The following is a 21,178-nucleotide window of genomic DNA, read 5'->3' on the forward strand; positions in this document are numbered from 1 at the left end:
GAGGGGGCGTGCCGCGAGCCGGTTTTTGGAGAAAGATCGATGAAAGTTCGAGCTTCCGTAAAGAAAATGTGCCGTAACTGCAAGATCATTCGTCGCAATGGCGCTGTCCGCGTCATCTGCAGCGAACCACGGCACAAACAGCGCCAGGGTTAATAGCCTGGGTTGTATTAAGCGGGTGCCAGCATACCCCTTGCCTTAGGGCACTTAAAGGGGTATGCTGTTGCGCCTTTTGTAGATGAATAAACGAGCAAGCCGCTCAAATTTCGGAGTAAGCTGATGGCCCGTATTGCAGGCGTCAATATCCCGGACAACAAGCATGCGGCGATCTCGCTGACCTATATCTTCGGGATTGGCCGTACCCGTGCTGAGCACATCTGTGCTGCAGCTGGTATTGCCACTACTGCCAAGATCCAGGATCTGTCTTCTGAAGAAGTCGACACCCTGCGTTCTGAAGTTGGTAAGTACACCGTAGAAGGCGACCTTCGTCGTGATGTCACGCTGAACATTAAGCGTCTCATGGACTTAGGCTGCTACCGTGGTCTGCGTCATCGTCGTAGTCTTCCGCTGCGTGGTCAGCGGACTAAGACTAACGCGCGCACCCGTAAGGGCCCGCGTAAGCCGATCCGCAAATAATACGCAGGCTCTTTAATAGAGAGCCGGCGTAACGACAGGAATAGACATCAACATGGCTAACCCGCGTAGTAACCGTAAAAAGGTTAAAAAGCAGGTAGTGGACGCAATTGCGCATATCCATGCCTCTTTTAATAACACGATCGTGACGATCACAGACCGCCAGGGCAACGCTCTTTCTTGGGCGACTGCCGGTGGTTCGGGTTTTCGTGGTTCTCGCAAGAGCACCCCGTTCGCTGCTCAAGTGGCAAGCGAACGTGCAGCAACTGCTGCAGCCGAGTATGGTGTGAAAAACGTAGACGTACTGGTTAAAGGCCCAGGTCCCGGTCGTGAATCCGCCGTGCGCGCACTGAACGCCGCCGGCTTCCGCGTGCAAAGCATCGTAGACGCGACGCCCATTCCCCATAATGGCTGCCGTCCGCCGAAGAAACGCCGCGTTTAAGGAGACAGATTCATGGCTCGTTATATTGGACCGAAGTGCAAACTGTCTCGTCGTGAAGGCACAGACCTCTTTTTGAAGAGTGGTGTGACTCCCTTCGAGAAAAAGTGTAAATCCGAGCAAATCCCGGGTGTACACGGCCAGCGTCGTCAACGTCTTTCAGACTACGGCTTGCAGCTTCGCGAGAAGCAAAAAGTACGTCGCATGTACGGCGTACTCGAAAAACAGTTCCGCAACTACTACAAAGAAGCTGCTCGCCTGAAAGGCGCGACCGGTGAGGTATTGTTGCAGTTGCTCGAATCCCGACTGGATAATGTCGTCTACCGCATGGGCTTCGGCTCGACTCGCTCAGAAGCGCGTCAGCTGGTCAGCCACAAGGCGATTTCCGTGAACGGCCGCACCGTTAACGTAGCTTCCTACCAAGTGAAGCCGGGTGACGTTGTTTCCATTCGCGAAAAGGCGAAAAACCAAGCACGTATTCAAAGCGCGTTGTCCATTGCGGCCAACCGTGGCGATATCGCTTGGATCGAAATCGACGCCAAGAAGATGGAAGGCACTTTCAAGGCTCTGCCTGAACGCGGTGACCTGTCTGCCGACATCAACGAAAACCTGATCGTCGAGCTGTACTCCAAGTAAGCAGCGTTCTGTTTCTTGTCGATCTGGTGCGGGTTTAAGGCCAGCGCCAGGTCGTACCGAGTACCAAGTATCCGTTTGGCAGCCTGAAAGGTGTTCATATGCAGCGTTCAGTGACAGAGTTTCTCCGTCCTCGCGACATCAAGGTCGAAGAAATCAGCGCACATCACGCCAAAATCGTGCTCGAACCGTTCGAGCGTGGCTTTGGTCACACCCTGGGGAATGCACTGCGTCGCATTCTGCTTTCGTCCATGCCCGGCTGTGCTGTGGTAGAGGCTGAAATCGCCGGTGTCGAGCATGAGTACAGTGCGCTCGAAGGGGTGCAGGAAGATGTCATTGAGATCCTCCTGAACTTGAAAGATGTTGCGATCAAAATGCACAGCCGCGATGAGGCGGTGCTCACGCTGAACAAGCAGGGCCCAGCCGTCGTCACCGCTGGCGACATTGCGCTTGATCATAGCGTCGAAATCGTCAACCCGGACCACATCATTGCACACGTCAATGAAGGTGCCGAGCTGAAAATTCAGCTTAAGGTAGCGCTGGGTCGTGGCTACGAGCCGGCTGACTCGCGTGGCTCTGATGAAGAGACTCGTGCTATTGGCCGCCTGCAGCTGGATGCCACCTTCAGCCCTGTCCGCCGCGTTTCCTATTCGGTTGAGGCCGCTCGTGTAGAGCAGCGCACCGACCTCGATAAGCTGATTATCGATCTGGAAACCGACGGTACCCTGGATCCGGAAGAGGCTATCCGTCGCAGTGCGACCATCCTGCAAGAGCAGCTGGCCGCCTTCGTCGACCTGGAAGCTGATAAAGAACAGGAAGTCGAAGAGGAAGAGGATCATGTTGATCCGATTCTATTGCGCCCCGTAGACGATCTTGAGTTGACCGTTCGCAGCGCGAACTGCCTAAAAGCCGAGAATATCTATTACATCGGTGATCTTATCCAGCGCACAGAAGTTGAGCTGTTGAAGACACCGAACCTCGGTAAAAAGTCTTTGAATGAAATCAAAGATGTATTGGCAGCTCGCGGCTTGTCCCTTGGCATGCGGTTGGAAAATTGGCCACCGGCAAGCCTGAAGGACGACAAGGCCTCCGCGTGAGCGTCGACTTGAGTCCCAGTTTGGTAAGGAATTACAACCATGCGTCATCGTAAGAGTGGTCGTCATCTGAATCGCACCAGCTCGCATCGTCAGGCCATGTTCAAGAACATGTCTGTCTCGCTGGTCGAGCATGAAGTCATCAAGACAACCCTGCCGAAAGCCAAGGAGCTGCGTCGCGTTATCGAGCCGCTGATCACCTTGTCTAAGCAGGATAGCGTTGCAAACCGTCGTTTGGCGTTTGCCCGCACGCGCTCTAAAGAAGCCGTCGGTAAACTGTTCAACGAATTAGGTCCGCGTTATGCCGAGCGTCCGGGCGGTTACGTCCGTATTCTTAAGTGCGGCTTCCGCACCGGCGACAACGCGCCTATGGCGTTCGTTGAGCTAGTAGATCGTCCGGTTGTTGAAGAAGCAGCGGCAGAAGAGTAATCCTCTGTTCCAGGCTTCTTTGGTAGCGAATGAAAACCGACCCCTTAGTGGGTCGGTTTTTTTTAGCGCTCATTTATTTTGCCTTCTATGCTTTTTCTGAGCCGAACGGCGGTTATTCTCCTTATTAATCACCTATACTCGACCTATTATTAACCCAGGTAAGCGTTGCCATGCAGGCAGGTGAAAGCCTTGCGTTGCGCCTTGAGTATGGCATGGTAGTCAGGTATTGGGTCAGTCACAGTGCATTGATAACAAGCAAGGGGCGGGTATGTATGCGAGGGTAAAAAGCGCCGGTGGAGCGTCGGCGGCATGGTCATTGAGTATGATGTTGCTGATCATTTTGGCGACGATGACCAGCGTTCAAGCTGACAACCCACGCTATGCGGGCATTGTCGTTGACTTGGATAATGGCGAAGTTCTGTACGCTGAGAATATTGATGACCAGCGCTACCCTGCTTCACTGACTAAGATGATGACCCTGTATTTGACCTTTGAAGCGCTGGAAGAAGGCACTTTACGCCTGGATCAGCCGCTTCCGGTCTCCCCCTATGCCGCTGCCAAGCCTGCTGTGAAGCTGTGGCTCTCGGCCGGTAGCTCTATCCCGGTGGATACGGCCATCCGAGCACTGGCGGTTCGTTCTGCGAATGATGTGGCCGCAGTGGTCGCTGAAGCGTTGGGCGGTAGTGAAGCCCATTTTGCCCAAATGATGACTACCAAAGCGCGTGAACTTGGTATGCCGGCCACCACTTTTCGTAACGCTTCAGGCTTGCCGGATGATCGCCAAGTGACTACCGCTCGCGATATGTTGACCCTATCAGTGCGGGTCATGCAGGATTTCCCTCAGTACTATCACTACTTTGGGCTGCAAGAGTTTACCTATCGGGGCACACGCCATACCAGCCATAACCGCTTAGTGCGTGACTATCCAGGTGCTGATGGACTCAAAACGGGCTTTATTCGTGCTTCTGGTTTTAACGTGGCGACCACGGCAGTACGCGGTAATCGTCGTTTGATGGCGGTCGTCATGGGTGGTTTTTCTTCCCAGTCTCGAGATACCCATATGGCTAACCTGTTGGATCGCAGCTTTATGCGTGCGTCACTCCGCGACCAACAAACCTGGGTAGCCAATACCAATGTAGCACAGGAGTTTATGTCATTTGGGCCGCCCGCGTTGGCACCCGCCCGGCCAGCCGCTCCTCCTCAGCCAGCACAGCGTCAGCCCGTCGTCGCCGTGGTAGAAACGACCACGCTATCACCATCACCTACTTCACCGCCCAGTGTGGATCTCGAAGAGCAGTTGGCCAATATTGCGGTTATTCAGCGTCCCGAGCCAAGTGATACGGTGGCGGAGCCCGACCCCTTGCGTGCTTTTATTGAGCGCGAGCGTCAAATGGCCTCGGTTTCCGAGACAGGCGGCAACTGGGGGATTCAGGTAGGTGCTTTTAGCCAGGAGATGCAGGCGCGGCACCTTGCTCAGCAGGCAGCCAACCGCATCGGACAAGGCGTCGGTGGGCGTGTAGAAATAGATACCGTGCAAGGCCAAACGCCGGTTTATCGCGCACGTTTAGTGGCACTGGATGAACAGCGTGCACGCCAAGCCTGTCGAGAGCTGCACTCCCAGGGGATGGATTGCATGGTCGTTAACGCCAGCTTATAAGCAGGCGTGGTGACGACACCCTGCCAATCATGCATTGGCGGGGTTTTTTATTGCTTCTAATCTTAAACAAGGAGATTGCGGTGACCACCTCACTGAAGGGCATACTCTGCATGTGCATGGGCGTACTGTTTCTCGCCTTGGGGGACGCCGTTTCCAAATGGTTAGGTGAAACACATTCACCGCTGCAGATTATTTTCTTCCGTGCGTTAGTCTCGTTACCGATGATTGCACTACTTGCCCATTTTGCCGGCGGTTTGCGTAAGCTGCGCACCCAGCGACCGGGCGTCCATTTTCTGCGCGGATTGATCTACACCGCCACTATGGTCTGTTTCGTGTGGGGGTTAACGCTGCTGCCTTTGGCGGAAGCCACGGCCATCGCTTTTGTGGCGCCGCTGTTTGTAACGCTACTCTCGGTGCCATTATTGGGAGAGCGAATTGACCCACCGGTGCTGATTGCATCGTTAGTGGGGTTTGCTGGCGTGCTAATTGTCGTCCGACCCAACGGCGATGCGTTTCAGGTTGGCGCTTTGGTGTTGGTAGCTGCAGCGCTGTTTTATGCCTTGATGATGATCACTGCCCGCCGTTACGGTGCCCGTGAGCACCTATGGGCGATGCTGTTTTACATGACCTTTGTTCCGTTAATCGTCACTGGACTAACGCTGCCATGGGTGTGGCAAACCCCGCAACCATGGCACTGGGTGGGTTTTTTCGCTTCAGGCATACTGGGGGTCGCGGCCACCGCTTTCATAACGTTGGCCTTTCGGTATGCCCCTGCGGCCATTGCCGCCCCGTTTGATTACACGGCAATGCTTTGGGCAGTACTGCTTGGTTGGTGGTTTTGGGGTGAAATACCCGACCTTTGGGTTTGGGTCGGCAGCGTTTTGATTATGGGTAGCGGGTTGGCGGTGGCGTATCATGACCGCCGGACAACGCTGAAACGTCGGCCGACGGCTTAAGCAAATTGGTAGACATCCATCGCCAGCACGCCGTGTTCCACGCTGTGGTGTAGCTGACTCGCGCTGCCTCCGGCACCCATGGCAACCAGCAAGGGCAAGAAATGCTCTGGCGTGGGGTGGTTCTTGCGCGCGTAGGGGGCGTTCTCCCAGTCAAGCAGCGCCGCGCGGTCATTGGCGACCAGTCGTTCATGTACCCAGCGCGCAAACTCCCCCACCCAGCTGGGCATCGGGCTCTCTTGAGGCATGAGTTCATATAGATTATGGGTCAGGCTACCCGAGCCGATAATCAAAATTCCCTCTTCACGCAGTATCGCCAGGCGCTCGCCAAGTGACGCAAGCTCCGCATTGCCCCAGTGGACAGGTAGCGATAGAGAAACCACCGGCACATTGGCGTCTGGAAGCATCAGTGAGAGTGGCACCCAGGCACCGTGATCAAATCCGCGCTCAACAGGCGAAGCATCCAATAAGAGGGCCAGTCGATCGGACAGTTCGGGCTCACCAGGCGCGGGATATTGGCACTCAAAGAGCGCACGCGGAAACCCACCGAAATCGTGAATCGTCTCCGGTTTGACGCTGCTGCTGACAAGTAGCTGGTGACTCTCCCAGTGGGCTGAAATCACGACCACTGCTTTGGGTGAGAGCTGGCTGCCAAGTTCACGCAGAAACGTATGGGCAGCGGTTTTATTCAGTGCCAGCATGGGTGAACCATGAGAAATAAACAGGCTAGGTAACATCAGTGACGCTCCAAAGCAGTGCCAGCGATTACCGTGTGGAAAGCGCTGGTGAGGGCTTAAATGATAGGTTTAGGCAAAGCGACGATTTAACACCCAGGAACCGCTACCCAGTCCTGCTTGTACGATAAGCGCTAGCGTCCAGAACACTGGGAATTCCCAGCCGCCTCCCGCATTCGAGAACATCCAGCCGTTACCCAAATGTACCCAAGTGGCACCCAGTAGAACCGGCACCAGTGCCAAACTTACCCAGCGGGTATACACACCGAGCAGGAGAGCGATACCGCCGCCTACTTCGGCAGCAATGGTTAAGTAGGCTAACACTCCCGGTAAGCCCAGTGATTCGAAATAGCCGACCGTGCCCGGTAAGGTGAATACAAACACTTTGAGTAAACCGTGAGCAAGCGCCAGAACGCCAAGGCTTACACGTAGAAGCGTAATAGCAGAGTGTGAGGCTGTACGTGATGATTGAGTCGTCATGTGAATAGCGTCCATCGATGTGGTTGATGAAGCTACTTTAGCGCTAGGTCTGGGTGAGATAATCAGCTTGTGATGCACATCACTGTTGTGTAATAGGCGACAATCCAATCGCCTGTTCCCAGATAGGTGGGTCCCCCCACGCCTCGGTGAGCAGATCGATAAAACGTTCCACCTTGGCGGGCAGGTAGCGCCGAGCAGGGTAGAGCGCGTGAACGTCGAGTCGAACCGCTGGCTCGTTGGTTAAAATAGGCACTAACCGCCCACTGAGGATGCTCTCTGTGACCAGGAAACTGGGCTGCTGTGCGATGCCTAAACCCGCTTCCGCAGCCTGGGTCAGCACATCCCCATTATTACTTTCCAGTGGACCATGCACGGCTAATGGCTGTGCAGGTAGCTGCCAATCCGCGCTGTTCTGGCCGCTGCGATACCGTAGGCAGCGGTGCTCGGCAAGGGCTTGAACACTGCGGGGTTCGCCGTGGCTGGAAAGATACTCAGGCGATGCGCAAAACAGTAACCGGCACCGGGTCAAGCGGCGTGCCACCAGGCTGGAGTCGGGCAGGCTGCCGATACGGATCGCCACGTCATACCCCTCTTCCAGTAGATCCACACGGCGGTCATTAAGATCCAGGCGCACTTCAAGCGCCGGATGAGCGTGCATAAATTGAGCGACCAGCGGTGCCAAGTAACGGGTACCAAAACTCATCGGTCCATTCACGCGTAAACGGCCGCGCACGTCACTGGTGCCTTGGCCCACCTCGGCAGCGGCTTCATCAAGCGCTACCAGAATACCTTGAGCACGCATGAGATAGCGCTCTCCGGCCTCGGTGAGGTGTAGCCGACGCGTTGTGCGCTGTATCAGTCGTGCCCCCAATGCTTCTTCAAGGGCCATCACTTGACGTGAAACCCGGGTGCGGGAAAGATCCAGCGCTTCAGCCGCACGGGTATAGCTACCCAGCTCGGCAACCCGCACGAAAGCAACGATTTGCTCTAGTTGGTTCATGACGCCACAGCCGTCTGAAAAGCGCGCGCCGCCTGGAAAGGGTCGGCTTGACCGCATATGGCTGAAATCACCGCTAAGCCGTTTGCCCCCGCTCGCTGCACGCTAATGGCATGGTCAGCTTTCAACCCGCCAATCGCCACGCTGGGCAGTGGACATGCTTTGACCAGTAAAGCCAAGCCGCCAAAACCGATAGGCTGGGCGTGATCCTGTTTGCTCACTGTCGCAAACACGGGCCCAATGCCCACATAATCAAGTAACGCCATAGGCGCCGCTTGAAGCTGAGCGAGGGTATTGATCGACAGGCCAATAATCGCCTGCTCACCCAGCACCCTGCGGGCTTCCTCCACCGCGGCGTCGCTCTGCCCGACATGCAGGCCATCTGCCTGACTCTCAAGCGCTACCTGTAAGCGATCGTTAATGATCAGCGGCACTCCGGTTCCTGCCAGCACTGTTTTGAGCCGTTTGGCTTGAGCAATCATCTGTTCATCGCTGGCATGCTTATCCCGCAGCTGCACGATGGTCACACCGCCTCTGACCGCAGCTTCTACCGTCTTTTCTAGGCCATAAGCGTCACAAAGTGCTGCATCGGTCACCAAATAAAGTGATAGATCAAACGGCACGGCGCGCCTCCCACTGGGTATGAGCAGTAAGGTCGTCAGGGGTAAGTTGATAAAGCGCATCCAGCAGGGCGACTTGAAAACTGCCGGGGCCCTGGGCACTGTTCCCTGCGCGCTCGCCTGCGATGGAAAAGCAACTCAGCGCAGCGGCGGTGGCTTCCAGCGGGGTATCACGGTTAGCCGCGACAAACGCTGTCACCAGCGCACTAAGGCCACAGCCTAGCGTGGTTACCTGCGGCATCAAGGGGTGGCCACCGTTAATACGGTAGTGCTGTGTGCCATCCGTCACCCAGTCGCTTTCGCCGGTCATCGCTACGATGCAATTGTGTTGTTTAGCCAGTGCTATCGCTGCGTCCACGGCTTGCCCAGAGGCGGCAGTGGAGTCCACGCCGCGGCCTTGGCTGGCTAACCCGTTAAGCGCCAGGATTTCAGAAGCATTGCCACGAATGACGCTAGGGTTAGTTGTGAGCAGCTTCGCACACAGCGATTGACGATAGTGGGTCGCGCCAACGGCGACAGGGTCTAATACCCAGGGGATCGAGTGCTGATCGGCGGTCGTGGTAGCGGTGAACATCGCGTCGGCCCAGTGGGAAGAGATCGTGCCGATGTTAATCGATAGCCCTGCGGAAATAGCGGTGAACTCCGCTACCTCTTCGGGGGCGTGCAGCATGGCGGGGGAAGCGCCAGTGGCTAATAACACATTAGCGGTACTGTTCATGGCGACATAGTTGGTCATGCAATGGATTAGCGGTGTCGCTGCGCGCAGCGTCGCCAGGTAGTCGCCAAGCTGAGGTAGCGTCATAGTATCCTCCCGACGGGGAGGTGGTAAGCAGCACCACGACTCCCTACGCCGGTGTTATCCGGTTCAGGTTCAAAGGGTGCTTCTCAGCCCACCGTTAATCGTGAGCGCCCCTGTCGAGGGTTACTATCCTTGCCTGGGTTGGCTCTGTAAAGCCCCGGCTGCGTGTGATGGCAATCTAGCGAAACGAAATGCGTGTACCGTAGGTAAGCATCTCGTCAGGTGTCATGGCTTTACCTTCTATTCCAATCATCTCGTCACCGCACTGGTCAGCGAACGTCAGTACGCCGTGGGTCAAGCCAATGTGCCCCAGCGTATCGCGTATTTCGCCAGTGCCTAAAAAAGTACTGACTTTGCCTTCCGCATTACACAAATCCGACACCCCGTTAGCATGGTGAAACCGCACGGCGTATATGCCATCCATCGATTCCACTTCAACAATCGGCGAAAAGCCATTCTGAAGAGCGTAGGCAAGCTGTTTAAGCGTTACACGATCGCCCAGCGTCATATCAATTGCACTCATGGAAAACTCCTTGAGGGGCCGAGATGGGAATCATCGGTCTTATGCAGGAAAACTATTTTGTAAAAGTTGTGAATAATAAGTGTAGGGTTTTTGTGCAGGATTGCTAGTGTGATTAATGGTCTCTCGCTATACAGCTCTGGCGGAGCCTGCACCCCAGTTAGGGCTAGCATTATGGTTACCCAGCCCCCATGGTATGCAGCACATGAAGCCAACGCCTTTTAGGGCGAATGTCAGCTAAAGGAGACAGGCAATGAGTTTTCAAGGTGAGCAGCATCCTGGTGTCGTCGCCACACCACCCCAAACCCAAGGCTTCCGTTTAAACCACACCATGCTGCGGGTGAAAGACCCCGAGCGTGCGTTAGCGTTCTACTCGAAAGTGTTTGGCATGCAGGTGATGCGGCGGTTGGATTTTGAGGAGATGCAGTTCTCGCTCTATTTCCTGGCCAACCTGGAACCCAGCGACAGCGTGCCGGAGGAGACACAAGCTCGCACTGCCTGGACGTTTAGTCAGAAAGGGCTGCTGGAGCTGACCCACAACTGGGGCACCGAACAGAAGGACGACTTTGCCTACCACGATGGCAACGCTGAACCTCAAGGCTTCGGGCATATCTGCTTTAACGTACCGGATTTGGCAGCGGCTCAGGCCTGGTTTGACGAGCACGACGTCACCTTCGTTAAGCGCGCCGATCAGGGCAAGATGAAAGATGTTATCTTCGTTAAAGACCCAGACGGCTACTGGATCGAAGTGATTCAGGCAGACCTGATGGTGGGGAAGAGCGACGCATGAGGCACGCCAATGGCTGAACTACTGTTCCGGCTGCGCCACGTTACCGATGAAGAAGCCATGGAAGTGCGTGACCTGCTGGCCACCCATGGCTTTGATACCTATGAAACCCAGGCGGGCTTTTTCCGCCTGGGTGTTGACGCTATCTGGCTGCGAAATCCGCATCAGCACGACGCGGCCATTGCCGCCTTAGAAAGCTACCAAGCAGAGCGCCTGGAGCGCGCCCAGCGTGAGCATCAAGCGGCGGTTGAGCGGGGCGACGCGGAAACACTGTGGCACCGCTTGGCCGCTCACCCGCTGCAGGTAGTGCTGGTGCTGTTAGCGGTCGGGTTGATTGCCGCCCTGACGCTACTGCCGTTTTTGGGCTTGTCCCGAACCTGAAGCTAAACTCAAGCCTGAACAGGCGGAAGATGGCCGCGTTTGAGGTACATCATAACGCCATCATCGCCAGCGGTGAGTGCCGGTGCTGCGCCGCTAGGGTAGCGGCACCAGGTGCCCGCTGTGTAGCTCTGCTCGCTATCGCTCAGCGTGCCTTCCAGAACCAAAAATTCCAGGCCGCCCAGCAGCGTGGGGTAGGTGATAGAAGTACCCGCCGACCAGCGCTCCAGGCTGGTGCGCTCTTGCTTATAGGTGTGCAGCATCTTATAGGCAATGCGCGGACGCCGATCCGGCTGCCAGGGCAGCCTATGAGCAGGCACCGCCAGCTGTAGCGTGTCGCTAGGGTCGAACTGATGCAGTTTGACAAAAATCAGCGCGCCTTCCTCGCCAATGTTTGGCGTATGGCCGGTACCGATGGGGTTTCTTAGGTAGCTACCCGCCGCATAGCGGCCATGCTCATCGGCAAACACGCCTTCCAGCACCAAAATTTCTTCGCCGCCGCCATGGGTGTGTCGCTCAAACTGCGTATTGGGCGCGTAGCGGACAAGGCTGGTCGCGCGGGCAACTTCATCACCAATGCGGTCAAACATCATGCGCTCAACCCCCGCGCTGGGGGAGTCGACCCACTGGTACTCTTCCGGGGTAACACAGGCAAAGTGGCTAAAATCGGCGTTTAGACGCATGGGAAAGGACTCTTCGCAGTGAAGGTGAGTAACAGGAGGAGGGGGGCTAGTTTCCTTATTGACAGCAAAAAATGCAACTTTCGGTTGTTTGAGGCTAGCCATGTCGCCATTAAAACGCCGCCCGAAGGGGCGGCGTGAGGCTGTTAGACCGCTTGCTTAAGGGGTTTCCGTCAGCGCGGTAAGGATATGGTGGGCAGCTTCGATGCGGGCCTGGTTGGGGTAGTTGCGGTTGGCCAGCATAACAATGCCGATCTGCTCGCTGGGCACAAAAGCGACATAGCCGCCGAAACCATTTGTGGAGCCGGTCTTGTTGTAGAGCGCCTCCTGCCTGGGGGCTAACGGCGGGGTCAAGCGGTTGGCAGGGTTGGGTTCCAAAATCATCTCAAGGGCGTTGCCTTCCAGCAGCTGTTCAACCGCCACCGGATAGGTGTAGCTTTCCCAGCCCAGGCCCTGCGTCATATTGCCGATCTCAAAGTAGCCCGTGCGCGTGGCCGCCACGGCTTGGCTTAATGGCTCATCAACTCCGCTGTTAGACCCAGCCTCACCCATATTGGCTTCAACAAATGTCAGCACATCGGCGGCGCTCGCTTTCAAACCGTAAGCTTGGGCATCCAGCACGCCAGGGTTCACCCGAATCGGCTCGTCCTCTTTTGAGTAGCCGTAGGCATAGTTCGCCAGTTCTGCTTCAGGCACCTGAAAGTAGCTGTGTTCAAGACCCAGCGGGGAGAACAGCGCCTCCTCCATCAACGTCTCATAGGGCTTTCCCAGGCTTTGAGCGGTGAGATAACCCAGCAAACCTATACTTGGGTTGGAGTAGAGCCGATGGCTGCCAGGGGCGGACTCTGGCTGCCACTGGCGATAGTAGTCGATCATCTGCTTTTCATTTTCTACCGCATCGGGAAACTGCAGCGGCAGCTCGCCTGCCGTGTAGGTACCCAGTTCCAGCAGCGTGATCTCATCAAAGGTGCTGCCTTCAAGGGCTGCCAGGTGCTGGCTGGCCGAATCGGAAAGCGCAAGGGCGCCGCTAGCCTGCGCATAGCCAGCGAGTGCACCGGTGAAGATCTTGCTGACAGAACCAAGCTCGAACAGCGTCTCATCAGTGACAGACGTCCCATCTTCTTGATTAGCGAGTCCATAATTAAAGTAGTGCTGCTGGCCATTAATGCTCAGTGCGACCGACATCCCCGGGATGCGATGCTCTGCCATCAGTGGGGCGATAGTATCGTTTACCAGCGCTTCAATATCTGCGCTTTGAACCGTATCAGACGCCCAGGTAGTGCCGCCCATTAACAGCGAAGCTGTCATGATAAGACCGGATTTTGCTGCTAACATCTTACCCATACCAAGATCCTGTTGTGATGAGTGCCGCAAGAAAATTGGCTGGTATTGCCAGCCAAATAAAGCGATGCAGTGGTTAACTTACGGTGCGCTGAGAAGATTAACAAACAGCGATATTTTGCATGAGCCATTAGAAAAATTTGGGGGTTACGTGGTGCGTCCCTATCTGCCGTTAAAGGCGCTGCGTGCCTTTGAGGCGTCAGCCCGACATTTGAGCTTCACCCGCGCGGCAGAAGAGCTACACGTGACTCAGGCGGCGGTTAGCCATCAGGTTAAGCTACTCGAAACGCAGTTGAAGGTGCCGCTGTTCACGCGGTTGCCTCGGGGGCTGATGCTTACTCAAGAGGGTGAGCTACTGTTGCCAGTGCTAGAGAGTGCTTTTGATCAGATATCGCACACCTTGGAAAGGGTAGGCGAGAGCCACTATCGGGAAGTGTTAAACGTTGGTGTGGTGGGAACGTTTGCCGTCGGCTGGCTGCTGCCAAGGCTGGAGGATTTTCAGCGCCAGTACCCCTTTGTCGACTTGCGCCTCTCTACCCATAACAATCGAGCCGATATAGCGGCCGAAGGGCTCGATTTTGCGATAAGGTTTGGCACCGGTGCCTGGCACGCGACCGCGGCGCAGCCGCTGCTGCCAGCGTCGCTATCGGTCATGTGTATTCCCGCTATCGCCGCACGGCTTAATACCCCTGACGATGTGTTGGGTGAGACCTTGCTGCGCTCTTATCGCGCCGATGAGTGGACAGAGTGGCTATTGGCGGCGGGGCTACCCCGCAGCTTTCCCATGGCCAAAAGCATTGTGTTCGACTCTTCCATCGCTATGGTGGAAGCAGCCCTGCAAGGGGTAGGTGTGGCGCTGGCGCCTCCGCTGATGTTTCCCCGGCAACTAAGCAGCGGCGCACTAGTACAACCTTTCAACACCACGGTCAGTTTAGGGGGGTACTGGCTAACTCGCCTGCAGACACGGCCTGAAACTCACGCCATGGCATGTTTTCGCGAGTGGCTGCTCACGGCAATTAATGCCTGAGCAGCGCATTGAGCGTCATAGATACTGGTTGGCTAGATCCACTTAGTGGCTATGCTCACTGTGGTCGTGGTCATCGTGGCTGTTTTCATGCGCATCATGACCGGGCTCATCATGCCCGGGCTGGGCCAGCGCATCGTGCAGCACATTGGCGTTGTGGCGCACCATGCCCAGGTAAGTGCTGGCTTCGCCTTCTGTTGCCAGCGCATCCGCATAAAGCGTGCCAGCAATCGGCAGGCCGGTCTCTTCGGCTAGCTGGGTAATAATCGACTGATTGGTCATGTTCTCGTGGAACAGCGCCTTCACGTTCTCCTGCCCAATCACATCTACCAATGCTGCCATGCTGGCGCCGCTAGGATCGGCTTCCGTCGAGAGGCCCACTGGCGATAGGAAGCTCACGCCATAGGCGCTTGAGAAGTAGCCAAAGGAGTCGTGGCCGGTAATCACGCTGGTGGAGGCAGGGATCTCATCAATCAATGCCCGAATCTCGGCGTCTACCTCGGCCATTTCCTGTAAGTACTGCTCTGCATTGGCACGGTAGGCATCGGCGTTGTCGGCATCCGCGGCGATTAACCCATCACGAATATTGGCAACATACACTTCGGCCTGGTGCATATCCTGCCAAGCATGGGGGTCTTGATTGCCGTGGTCATGACCGGCGTGCTCACCCGCATGTTCTGCGTGATCGTGCTCTTCATGGGCATCATGTCCGTGATCGTCATGATCTGCGTGTTCATCATGCCCAGCATAAGAGAGCGGCTCGATGCCATCGGTGGCGGTGACCAACGGGCCTGAGTAGTCGCTGGCGCTAATCAAACGCTCCATCCAGCCCTCAAACAGAAGCCCATTGAAGACCACCAAATCAGCGTTGGCCAGAGAGCGTGCATCGCCAGGGCTGGGGGAGTAAACGTGGGCGTCGCCATCGGCAGCCACCAGGGAGGTCACGTCAACGTGGTCGCCGCCTACGTTTTCCACCATATCCGCCAGGATAGAGAAACTGGTCACCACCTGAACGCGATCATTAGCCATGGCCGCAGGCAGCGCCAGCATAGCGGAAACGCCCACTAACCAGCGCGACGACCGATATGATAAATAGCCAAGCGACATACAACACTCCTTACGGTTAAGCATGAAACGGACAATTAAGAGCCGTGCTCAACAGCCAGCGGCGTTGTTTTACGCCGAAGCTTGGCTGCCAAGCTGTGGTAACGACCAAACAGGGCCGAAAACAGGTACCCCACGCCAGCCAGCAGAATAATGCTCGGGCCGGAAGGAATATCCAGATGAAACGAGAGCAGTAGGCCACCAGTGCTCGACACCATGGCCAGCACAATCGCAATGCCGATAAGCCCCTCTAAGCGCTTACTCCAAAACCGCGCCGAGGTGGCGGGCAGCATCATCAAGCCCACCGCCATCAGTGTGCCCAACGTTTGGAAGCCAGCGGTTAAATTCAGCACCAGTAGGCCCAAAAACACGCTGTGTACCCAACCGCTGCGGCGGCTCTGGCCGCGTAAAAACAGCGGGTCTAAGCACTCCACCACCAGGGCGCGGAACACCACCGCCAGGGTTAATACAATTAGCGTGCTGATACCCGCAATCAGCAGCAGCGCGGTCGAGTTGATCGCCAAGATCGAGCCAAACAGCACATGGGTAAGATCAACACTGCTACCGCCCAGCGAAATCAGCATCACGCCTGCGGCCAGCGAGATAATAAAAAAGCTCGCCATGGCGGCATCTTCCCGCTGGCCGCCCATTTTTGACACCGCCCCGGCCAACAGCGCGACCATTAACCCAAACAGCACCCCGCCAATGCTCATAATCGGCAGTGAAAACCCTGCCAGCAAAAAGCCAAGTGCCACGCCGGGCAGTATTGCGTGAGCCATGGCGTCGCCAATCAGGCTCATACCGCGCAGTACCAAAAACACTCCCAGCGGCGGAGCAGCCAGCGAAAGCGCCAAACCACCCACCACCGCCCGGCGCATAAAGCCGTAATCGAACGGGCTGATAAACCAGACATTAAGCAGATCCAGCATGGCGCCCTCCCAAGGTAAACGGCACCACTTGGGCGGGTGCATGGTGTTGATTGAGTGCACTGGGCGCCACCCAACGGCCATGGCCGCCGTTTAGCATCAGCACTTCATCGGCCAGGCGGCGCAGGTGATCCATATCGTGCAGCACGACAATGATCGTCGCGCCGTCATCGGCCATCTGGCGCAGGATGCGGATCAGAATATCCACGGTTTCGCTATCCACATTGGCAAACGGTTCATCGAGCAGAAGCAACTCTGCTTCCTGCATTAGCGTGCGGCCAATCAGTGCGCGCTGGCGCTGGCCGCCGGAAAGCTCACCCAGCGGGCGGTGGGCTAAGTGCGAAATACCCAGCCGCGCCATAATCTCGCGGCCCTTGCGGTAGTGCCCCGCACAGTAGCCGGTTAACGCGCCGTGACTGGGCCAACTGCCGGTCATCACCAGCTCTTCCACGCTCATCGGAAAGGTAAGGTCCAGCGCCAACTGCTGGGGCAGCCATGCCCGGCGCTCTTTGGCGACGGTGCAGACCACTTCGCCGCTAATAGGCCGAAGCTCACCCATAATGGCCTGAATCAGCGTGCTTTTACCGGCACCGTTCGCGCCAATCAGCGCGGTAATCGCCCCCGGTTTAAAGTCGCCTTCGATATGTTCCAGCACCGTGCGGCGCGCCTGGGCCAAGTGCAGATTGTGCAGCTGTAGGCGTGATAACGAGCGCTCACTCATCCCAACCACCCGCCAGCCCAAACCACCAACGCCCAAAGTGCCAACAGCGGCACGGCAACAAACAGCAGCCGTTTAACAGCCGATAGCGACATCAAGGAGAAATGGCAGGGGCCCTCCTTGTTATGGCGGTGCGTATGCTCACTCATCAAGCGGCCTCGTGTAATATCAAATAGGTTATAACATAACGTTTGGCAAAGCCAAAAAAATTGCTGGGTATTTTACGCGTTCACGCCGCGCTGGCAATAATAAAGCGCTGAAGGCAAGCCAGCAGCGCTTTAGAGCATTAACGAGAGGAGGGAATTAATCAGTAATCAGTAGCGCCAGGTAGCACCAAGCTGCTGTGGCCCCACGTTTAGTGCGTATTCACCGGGAATCGTAATCGGCCCCAGCGAAAGGTTAGCGGGTTGGAAGCGATTAATCGCGGAAGACGCCTGATTCGGCTGCGACCAGATTTGTAGCTCATTGACCAGCATGCCGGTGGCAAAGTTAATTGCGCCATCGTCTCCCCGTCCATCAGCAGCAATCACCGCGCCCGCTACGCCATTCACCACCAATGAGCTAACGCGGGCACCCCAGCCACGCCGCTCGCGCTCTGCTTGGGCAAGCTGTAACCCCAGCGCCTGCACGCCGCTGAGATCACCGCTGGCTTTCAAGCGCTCATATTCTGCCAGTGCCGCCGGGTGCGGCTGGCGGTCGGTCAGCATACCGGCCACGGCCAGGGCGGATTTCACCACGCCCACCCGGGCATCAAAGCGGTCATCCGGGTCGCTCGCCTCGCTGGATTGGTACGCATTCACCGCCAGGCTTGTGCCATAAATGCCTGTCCAGCCCCACTGCCAAACGTTGGCGTGGCTGGCGCCGTTCTCAAATACCTCATCGTACTCACTCCAATGCCCGTTGGTTTGAGCCTGGGCTTCTAGAGAGACAGGCAGGGCGATCACCAGCGTAGTAACCAAGGCGGTGAGAAGACGAAAAGGATGCATGTGAAAGGCCTATAAAGGAGAGCGATAGCGCTAAGCGTAGCACGGAGTTGGTTAGTCGTTAGCGTGGAATCAGGCTGAGCTAAGTATGACTAAGATCAATGGCGTTGCAGGGTGAAGGATGGTTAGATGGAAGAAGACGATAACCAAGGACGCGGCATGGATGACTTTTTTTGATGACTATAGGTAAAGGTAAAAAGGGCCTACCATACAGATTTATGCTTCTAACATGTTGAACGTTCTTATTAATTTGCAAGGAAGTCGCAACTCAGCCTCTAGGAGAAATCAAAGATGGCTACCAAGCCAACCATGAATATGCCGGAGATACTGGTATTCGCAAAGCCGCTTGTCATTGGTTTCATAGTTGCGGAAATTTGGCGAGTAGCATTCTATCTTGGCGCAAACTTTGCGCCAATCTTATCTGATGTACCTCCCTTGATAATGACCGGAGGGATATTATTTATAGTGCTGCTATGTCTTACCTACGGGTATAAGCGCGGCGCTCATACCTCCACTATTCGAGTGAGCAAAAGTTTTCGGCTTGATTTGCTGCTCGCAATAGGCATGGGTATTTGGATAAACGTAATGGTCTCTCCCTGGTTGGCTAAGCCTCACGAAGCGCTGAAAAATGCTGATCCCTATTGGGCGCCAGCAATCTTGCTTCTGCTATGTACGATGTTAATTTCGCCATTAATTCAAGATTTTCGGGCGAGATCTAAAAAAACTCCTCGACATCAGTATTTCATTTCAGATGAGGCAATTGGAAATAAAAGTGAGGATTTACTTGCGAGTAAAACGCAAGCGGAGTTATTTGCGAAAACTGTTCTTGATAGTGGAACCCACCCAGGTCTTATCTTCGGAGTTGATGGACCATGGGGAGTGGGCAAGACAAGCTTTATAAATCTTGCTGAGCATTTCTGGAGAGAGGCTGAGGATAAAGTCATTGTTTGCCGGTTCGAGCCGCTTCGTTATGCATCAGAACCTGATCTAACTGATCGCTTGATACGCGACTTGTCTAGTTCGATCCAGCGTAAAGTCTTCGCTCCTGAGTTTCGGCCAGCGGCATCTCGGTATTCTCGGTTGATAAAGGGTAAAGCTGATTTTTCATTTTTGGGCTTTAAGCTATCCCTGCAACCGACACAAGAAACTGTAGACGAATTGCTAGATGATATTGACGAGGTTCTTAAGCGAATTGGTCGACGCGTGATAATTGTTATCGATGATCTTGATCGTCTAGATGCAATAGCTGTGAACAATGTTCTTTTCGCAACACGTCAAACTTTCAATCTTTCTCAGGCTACATATATTTTATGCTATGACACGGAGGAACTTGTCGGAAGCCAAGGAGTGAGAGCAAGAGATTTTCTGGAAAAATTTGTAACAGTAAAATTGAGTTTGTTTGTAGATAGCTCAAGCATTCGCGATTTTCTACGTAAAGATTGGCAAAAAAAGGAAAACCAACTAAGCACAATCCCGTCCGATACTATAGTTAAACTCAGTGAAATTCTTAACGAGTTAGCAGATATAATGGACGGTGCTTTAGCTGCTGAGTACTTACCATTGGTTGGGAATATGCGTAAGTTAAAGCGTTTCGTCAATGCCATGTTGCTAATGCAAATCGAAAAAAGTGCACTAGGTCAAACGGATTTTAGTAAGCAAGATCTTATTAATTTGATGCTTTTACATTTACATTATCCTGGTTTGTTCCGGCGCATCTATGCAGAAGAAACACAAGGACGTTGTGGGGTTTTCTCGGTGCGTCAAGATTACGAAGCAAGAAGTTTTAAGAATCATGAAGAGCTGACAGAGCTGATAGCAGAGCAAACCAAAACTGCAGGGTTTCTTTTGAAGCAGCTTTTCGACGTGAAAACTTTAAATCTTGGTAATTCTAGTTCTATAAATGAGGAGGTCACCTCGTCACGCGCCTGTTTCAATAGAACTAACTTAAGAAATCTTGATAAATACCTCAATCTAATTGTTCGATTCGTAACGCCAATGCCACAAGATACTTTTGCTCTATACCAAAAGGCTGTAGAGAAGGTCAGCAATGGATCGTCAATTGAGTCGATTTTGTCGTCCTCTGACTTTAATTTGGGACATGGCGAGTATGTACATGATGAATTTTGGAGGGTACTTGTTAATAATTCTCAAAACTTTAGCCATGGCGCTGCTGAAGACGCTATCGATTCGCTTGTCAAGCACTTGCCTCTCTATTCCATGATTGATCTCTATGATAGAGGTTTGCGAAACAGGTCGATATATTCACTGTTGATATTATTGGATCGTTCTGGCTGGGGTAGAAAATTGGGCCGACGCCCTCAGAATACGCCAGAGAATATCGTAGAGATTGCTCAGAGAATTTTTGGTGAAGGCCTATTCAAGGGTAAGGGCCTGATTCATCGTCTCGCTACTAGTGACAGAGGGGTACTTGGCTGGCATGACCTCATGATGTTTAGACTACATTGCTCTGCAGATCGTCAGGGACAGTTATACAACCTGCAATCCGCTCTCATTATAGATATTGATAGCCATGCTAAGACAACTGGCTTGGTTAGTGAGCTTTCTTTAATGGGAATGAGGAAGCTATCTCAGGAAGTATTTGCGCTATTTAAGAAAACCTATATTGATCCGAAGCATAACTTCTTTACAGAAGCAGACAATGTTCCAGATAATATTTTTTTAGGCGAAAATGGGACTTTGCGAGAACAAGCTTCAAGTAACGAAGATCAAACAGGGAAAAATAGCATTTCGCTTGGTCAGCGCATTTCCATGACACGTTCGGGCATCAAAACTTTTGTGATTTACCAATTGAGTAATTCGCTGCCGCCCCATGGGTCAGGCGTGGGCTGTGGATATTATGATGAGAGCGGTTCCACCGACAGAGGAATCATAGCAAAGTTAATGAATGATTATGTGTTTAAGGTATGCTTCAGTCCAAAGTTTGACGAGAACAATATTTTCCATTTTCTTGATTATTGTCTTTCAAATTTAAGTCATTCATTCTTTATAGGTGAAGGTGATAAAGGATATATTGCAACAAAAAATAGCCTTGCTGGCGGTCTTGATCCTAAGGAAATGGGGCAGTATTGGAATGCGAATAAGGAGCAAATTCTTAAACAGTCTCTGCAGAATGAAGATAGACTTGTAGTTACACTTAATTATATAGCTTCGTACAGCGAAGATTTGGAAGGAGTCTTCAATGTACTCGATGAGCTGGCTAAAGAAGAAACGTCAGATGTTACTTAGTCAGGG

The 21,178-nt window shown here is 54.2% G+C and carries 25 protein-coding genes and 1 riboswitch; of the genes, 12 read left to right on the forward strand and 13 right to left on the reverse strand.

Annotation, left to right across the window (positions count from 1 at the left end; genetic code table 11):
* Positions 1–39: 39 nt before the first annotated feature.
* From rpmJ to MLE19_RS13385, 8 genes are all read left to right on the forward strand, one after another.
* Positions 40–153, forward strand: a complete 114-nt coding sequence (gene rpmJ / locus MLE19_RS13350) for a 50S ribosomal protein L36 (RefSeq protein WP_008959154.1) — start codon at positions 40–42, stop codon at positions 151–153.
* A gap of 123 nt (positions 154–276) precedes the next feature.
* Entirely contained in the window at positions 277–633 is a 357-nt protein-coding gene (gene rpsM, locus MLE19_RS13355; protein WP_008959153.1) for a 30S ribosomal protein S13, read from the forward strand.
* 52 nt (positions 634–685) lie between these two features.
* Positions 686–1,072, forward strand: coding sequence for a 30S ribosomal protein S11 (gene rpsK / locus MLE19_RS13360; protein WP_007111985.1), 387 nt, complete (start codon positions 686–688; stop codon positions 1,070–1,072).
* 12 nt (positions 1,073–1,084) lie between these two features.
* Entirely contained in the window at positions 1,085–1,705 is a 621-nt protein-coding gene (gene rpsD, locus MLE19_RS13365) for a 30S ribosomal protein S4 (RefSeq protein WP_008959152.1), read from the forward strand.
* A gap of 98 nt (positions 1,706–1,803) precedes the next feature.
* On the forward strand, positions 1,804–2,799 hold the full coding sequence (locus MLE19_RS13370; RefSeq protein WP_240718654.1) for a DNA-directed RNA polymerase subunit alpha: 996 nt from the start codon (positions 1,804–1,806) through the stop codon (positions 2,797–2,799).
* A gap of 39 nt (positions 2,800–2,838) precedes the next feature.
* Positions 2,839–3,225 carry a 50S ribosomal protein L17 gene (gene rplQ, locus MLE19_RS13375; RefSeq protein WP_008959150.1) on the forward strand — a complete coding sequence of 129 codons (387 nt, stop codon included), beginning with the start codon at positions 2,839–2,841 and terminating at the stop codon, positions 3,223–3,225.
* A gap of 268 nt (positions 3,226–3,493) precedes the next feature.
* Positions 3,494–4,882, forward strand: a complete 1,389-nt coding sequence (locus tag MLE19_RS13380) for a D-alanyl-D-alanine carboxypeptidase (protein ID WP_240718655.1) — start codon at positions 3,494–3,496, stop codon at positions 4,880–4,882.
* Between the two features lie 80 nt (positions 4,883–4,962).
* Entirely contained in the window at positions 4,963–5,838 is an 876-nt protein-coding gene (locus MLE19_RS13385) for a DMT family transporter (protein ID WP_240718656.1), read from the forward strand.
* Here MLE19_RS13385 and MLE19_RS13390 read toward each other — a convergent pair.
* From MLE19_RS13390 to MLE19_RS13415, 6 genes are all read right to left on the reverse strand, one after another.
* Positions 5,835–6,572, reverse strand: a complete 738-nt coding sequence (locus MLE19_RS13390) for a dioxygenase family protein (RefSeq protein ID WP_240718657.1) — start codon at positions 6,570–6,572, stop codon at positions 5,835–5,837. The two genes, MLE19_RS13385 and MLE19_RS13390, sit on opposite strands and share 4 nt — an antisense overlap.
* A 69-nt stretch (positions 6,573–6,641) precedes the next feature.
* Positions 6,642–7,064 carry a DoxX family protein gene (locus MLE19_RS13395; RefSeq protein WP_425356813.1) on the reverse strand — a complete coding sequence of 141 codons (423 nt, stop codon included), beginning with the start codon at positions 7,062–7,064 and terminating at the stop codon, positions 6,642–6,644.
* A 64-nt stretch (positions 7,065–7,128) separates the two neighbouring features.
* Positions 7,129–8,049, reverse strand: a complete 921-nt coding sequence (locus tag MLE19_RS13400) for a LysR family transcriptional regulator (RefSeq protein ID WP_240718659.1) — start codon at positions 8,047–8,049, stop codon at positions 7,129–7,131.
* Positions 8,046–8,669 carry a thiamine phosphate synthase gene (gene thiE / locus MLE19_RS13405; RefSeq protein ID WP_240718660.1) on the reverse strand — a complete coding sequence of 208 codons (624 nt, stop codon included), beginning with the start codon at positions 8,667–8,669 and terminating at the stop codon, positions 8,046–8,048. Before thiE ends, MLE19_RS13400 begins: the two co-directional genes overlap by 4 nt.
* Complete coding sequence (gene thiM, locus MLE19_RS13410; RefSeq protein WP_240718661.1) at positions 8,659–9,468, reverse strand: hydroxyethylthiazole kinase; 810 nt, start codon at positions 9,466–9,468, stop codon at positions 8,659–8,661. The genes thiE and thiM overlap by 11 nt, the downstream gene beginning before the upstream one ends.
* 23 nt (positions 9,469–9,491) lie before the next feature.
* A riboswitch (TPP riboswitch) is annotated at positions 9,492–9,590 on the reverse strand.
* Between the two features lie 53 nt (positions 9,591–9,643).
* On the reverse strand, positions 9,644–9,988 hold the full coding sequence (locus tag MLE19_RS13415) for a hypothetical protein (RefSeq protein WP_240718662.1): 345 nt from the start codon (positions 9,986–9,988) through the stop codon (positions 9,644–9,646).
* Positions 9,989–10,238: 250 nt separating this feature from the next.
* On the opposite strand from MLE19_RS13415, the gene gloA reads away from it, so the two are divergent.
* Positions 10,239–10,775: a lactoylglutathione lyase gene (gene gloA / locus MLE19_RS13420; RefSeq protein ID WP_240718663.1), complete on the forward strand. Its 537-nt coding sequence runs from the start codon at positions 10,239–10,241 to the stop codon at positions 10,773–10,775.
* A gap of 9 nt (positions 10,776–10,784) precedes the next feature.
* Positions 10,785–11,153: a DUF6164 family protein gene (locus tag MLE19_RS13425; RefSeq protein ID WP_240718664.1), complete on the forward strand. Its 369-nt coding sequence runs from the start codon at positions 10,785–10,787 to the stop codon at positions 11,151–11,153.
* An 8-nt stretch (positions 11,154–11,161) separates the two neighbouring features.
* On the opposite strand, the gene MLE19_RS13430 is transcribed toward MLE19_RS13425, so the two are convergent.
* Positions 11,162–11,833: a cupin domain-containing protein gene (locus MLE19_RS13430; protein WP_240718665.1), complete on the reverse strand. Its 672-nt coding sequence runs from the start codon at positions 11,831–11,833 to the stop codon at positions 11,162–11,164.
* Between the two features lie 156 nt (positions 11,834–11,989).
* On the reverse strand, positions 11,990–13,165 hold the full coding sequence (ampC, locus tag MLE19_RS13435) for a class C beta-lactamase (RefSeq protein WP_240718693.1): 1,176 nt from the start codon (positions 13,163–13,165) through the stop codon (positions 11,990–11,992).
* Between the two features lie 160 nt (positions 13,166–13,325).
* On the opposite strand from ampC, the gene MLE19_RS13440 reads away from it, so the two are divergent.
* Positions 13,326–14,198, forward strand: a complete 873-nt coding sequence (locus MLE19_RS13440) for a LysR family transcriptional regulator (protein WP_340163102.1) — start codon at positions 13,326–13,328, stop codon at positions 14,196–14,198.
* A gap of 42 nt (positions 14,199–14,240) precedes the next feature.
* Here MLE19_RS13440 and MLE19_RS13445 read toward each other — a convergent pair whose 3' ends face one another.
* The 5 genes from MLE19_RS13445 to MLE19_RS13465 all read right to left on the reverse strand — a co-directional run bounded on the left by MLE19_RS13445 (position 14,241) and on the right by MLE19_RS13465 (position 17,929).
* A complete protein-coding gene (locus MLE19_RS13445) occupies positions 14,241–15,302 on the reverse strand; it encodes a metal ABC transporter solute-binding protein, Zn/Mn family (protein WP_240718667.1) in 1,062 nt (353 codons plus the stop codon).
* Between the two features lie 35 nt (positions 15,303–15,337).
* Complete coding sequence (locus tag MLE19_RS13450; RefSeq protein WP_240718668.1) at positions 15,338–16,228, reverse strand: metal ABC transporter permease; 891 nt, start codon at positions 16,226–16,228, stop codon at positions 15,338–15,340.
* A complete protein-coding gene (locus MLE19_RS13455) occupies positions 16,212–16,946 on the reverse strand; it encodes a metal ABC transporter ATP-binding protein (protein WP_240718669.1) in 735 nt (244 codons plus the stop codon). Before MLE19_RS13455 ends, MLE19_RS13450 begins: the two co-directional genes overlap by 17 nt.
* Positions 16,943–17,092 carry a hypothetical protein gene (locus tag MLE19_RS13460; RefSeq protein ID WP_240718670.1) on the reverse strand — a complete coding sequence of 50 codons (150 nt, stop codon included), beginning with the start codon at positions 17,090–17,092 and terminating at the stop codon, positions 16,943–16,945. The genes MLE19_RS13455 and MLE19_RS13460 overlap by 4 nt, the downstream gene beginning before the upstream one ends.
* A gap of 165 nt (positions 17,093–17,257) precedes the next feature.
* Positions 17,258–17,929: a hypothetical protein gene (locus tag MLE19_RS13465; protein WP_240718671.1), complete on the reverse strand. Its 672-nt coding sequence runs from the start codon at positions 17,927–17,929 to the stop codon at positions 17,258–17,260.
* A 288-nt stretch (positions 17,930–18,217) separates the two neighbouring features.
* Between MLE19_RS13465 and MLE19_RS13470 the strand changes: the two genes are divergently transcribed.
* The gene (locus tag MLE19_RS13470; protein ID WP_240718672.1) at positions 18,218–21,172 is read left to right on the forward strand and encodes a KAP family NTPase; all 2,955 of its coding nucleotides are present in this window, start codon (positions 18,218–18,220) and stop codon (positions 21,170–21,172) included.
* The last annotated feature ends 6 nt before the right edge of the window (positions 21,173–21,178 follow it).

Source organism: Vreelandella neptunia (assembly GCF_022489065.1).
In the GTDB taxonomy this organism is placed as follows: domain Bacteria; phylum Pseudomonadota; class Gammaproteobacteria; order Pseudomonadales; family Halomonadaceae; genus Vreelandella; species Vreelandella neptunia_A.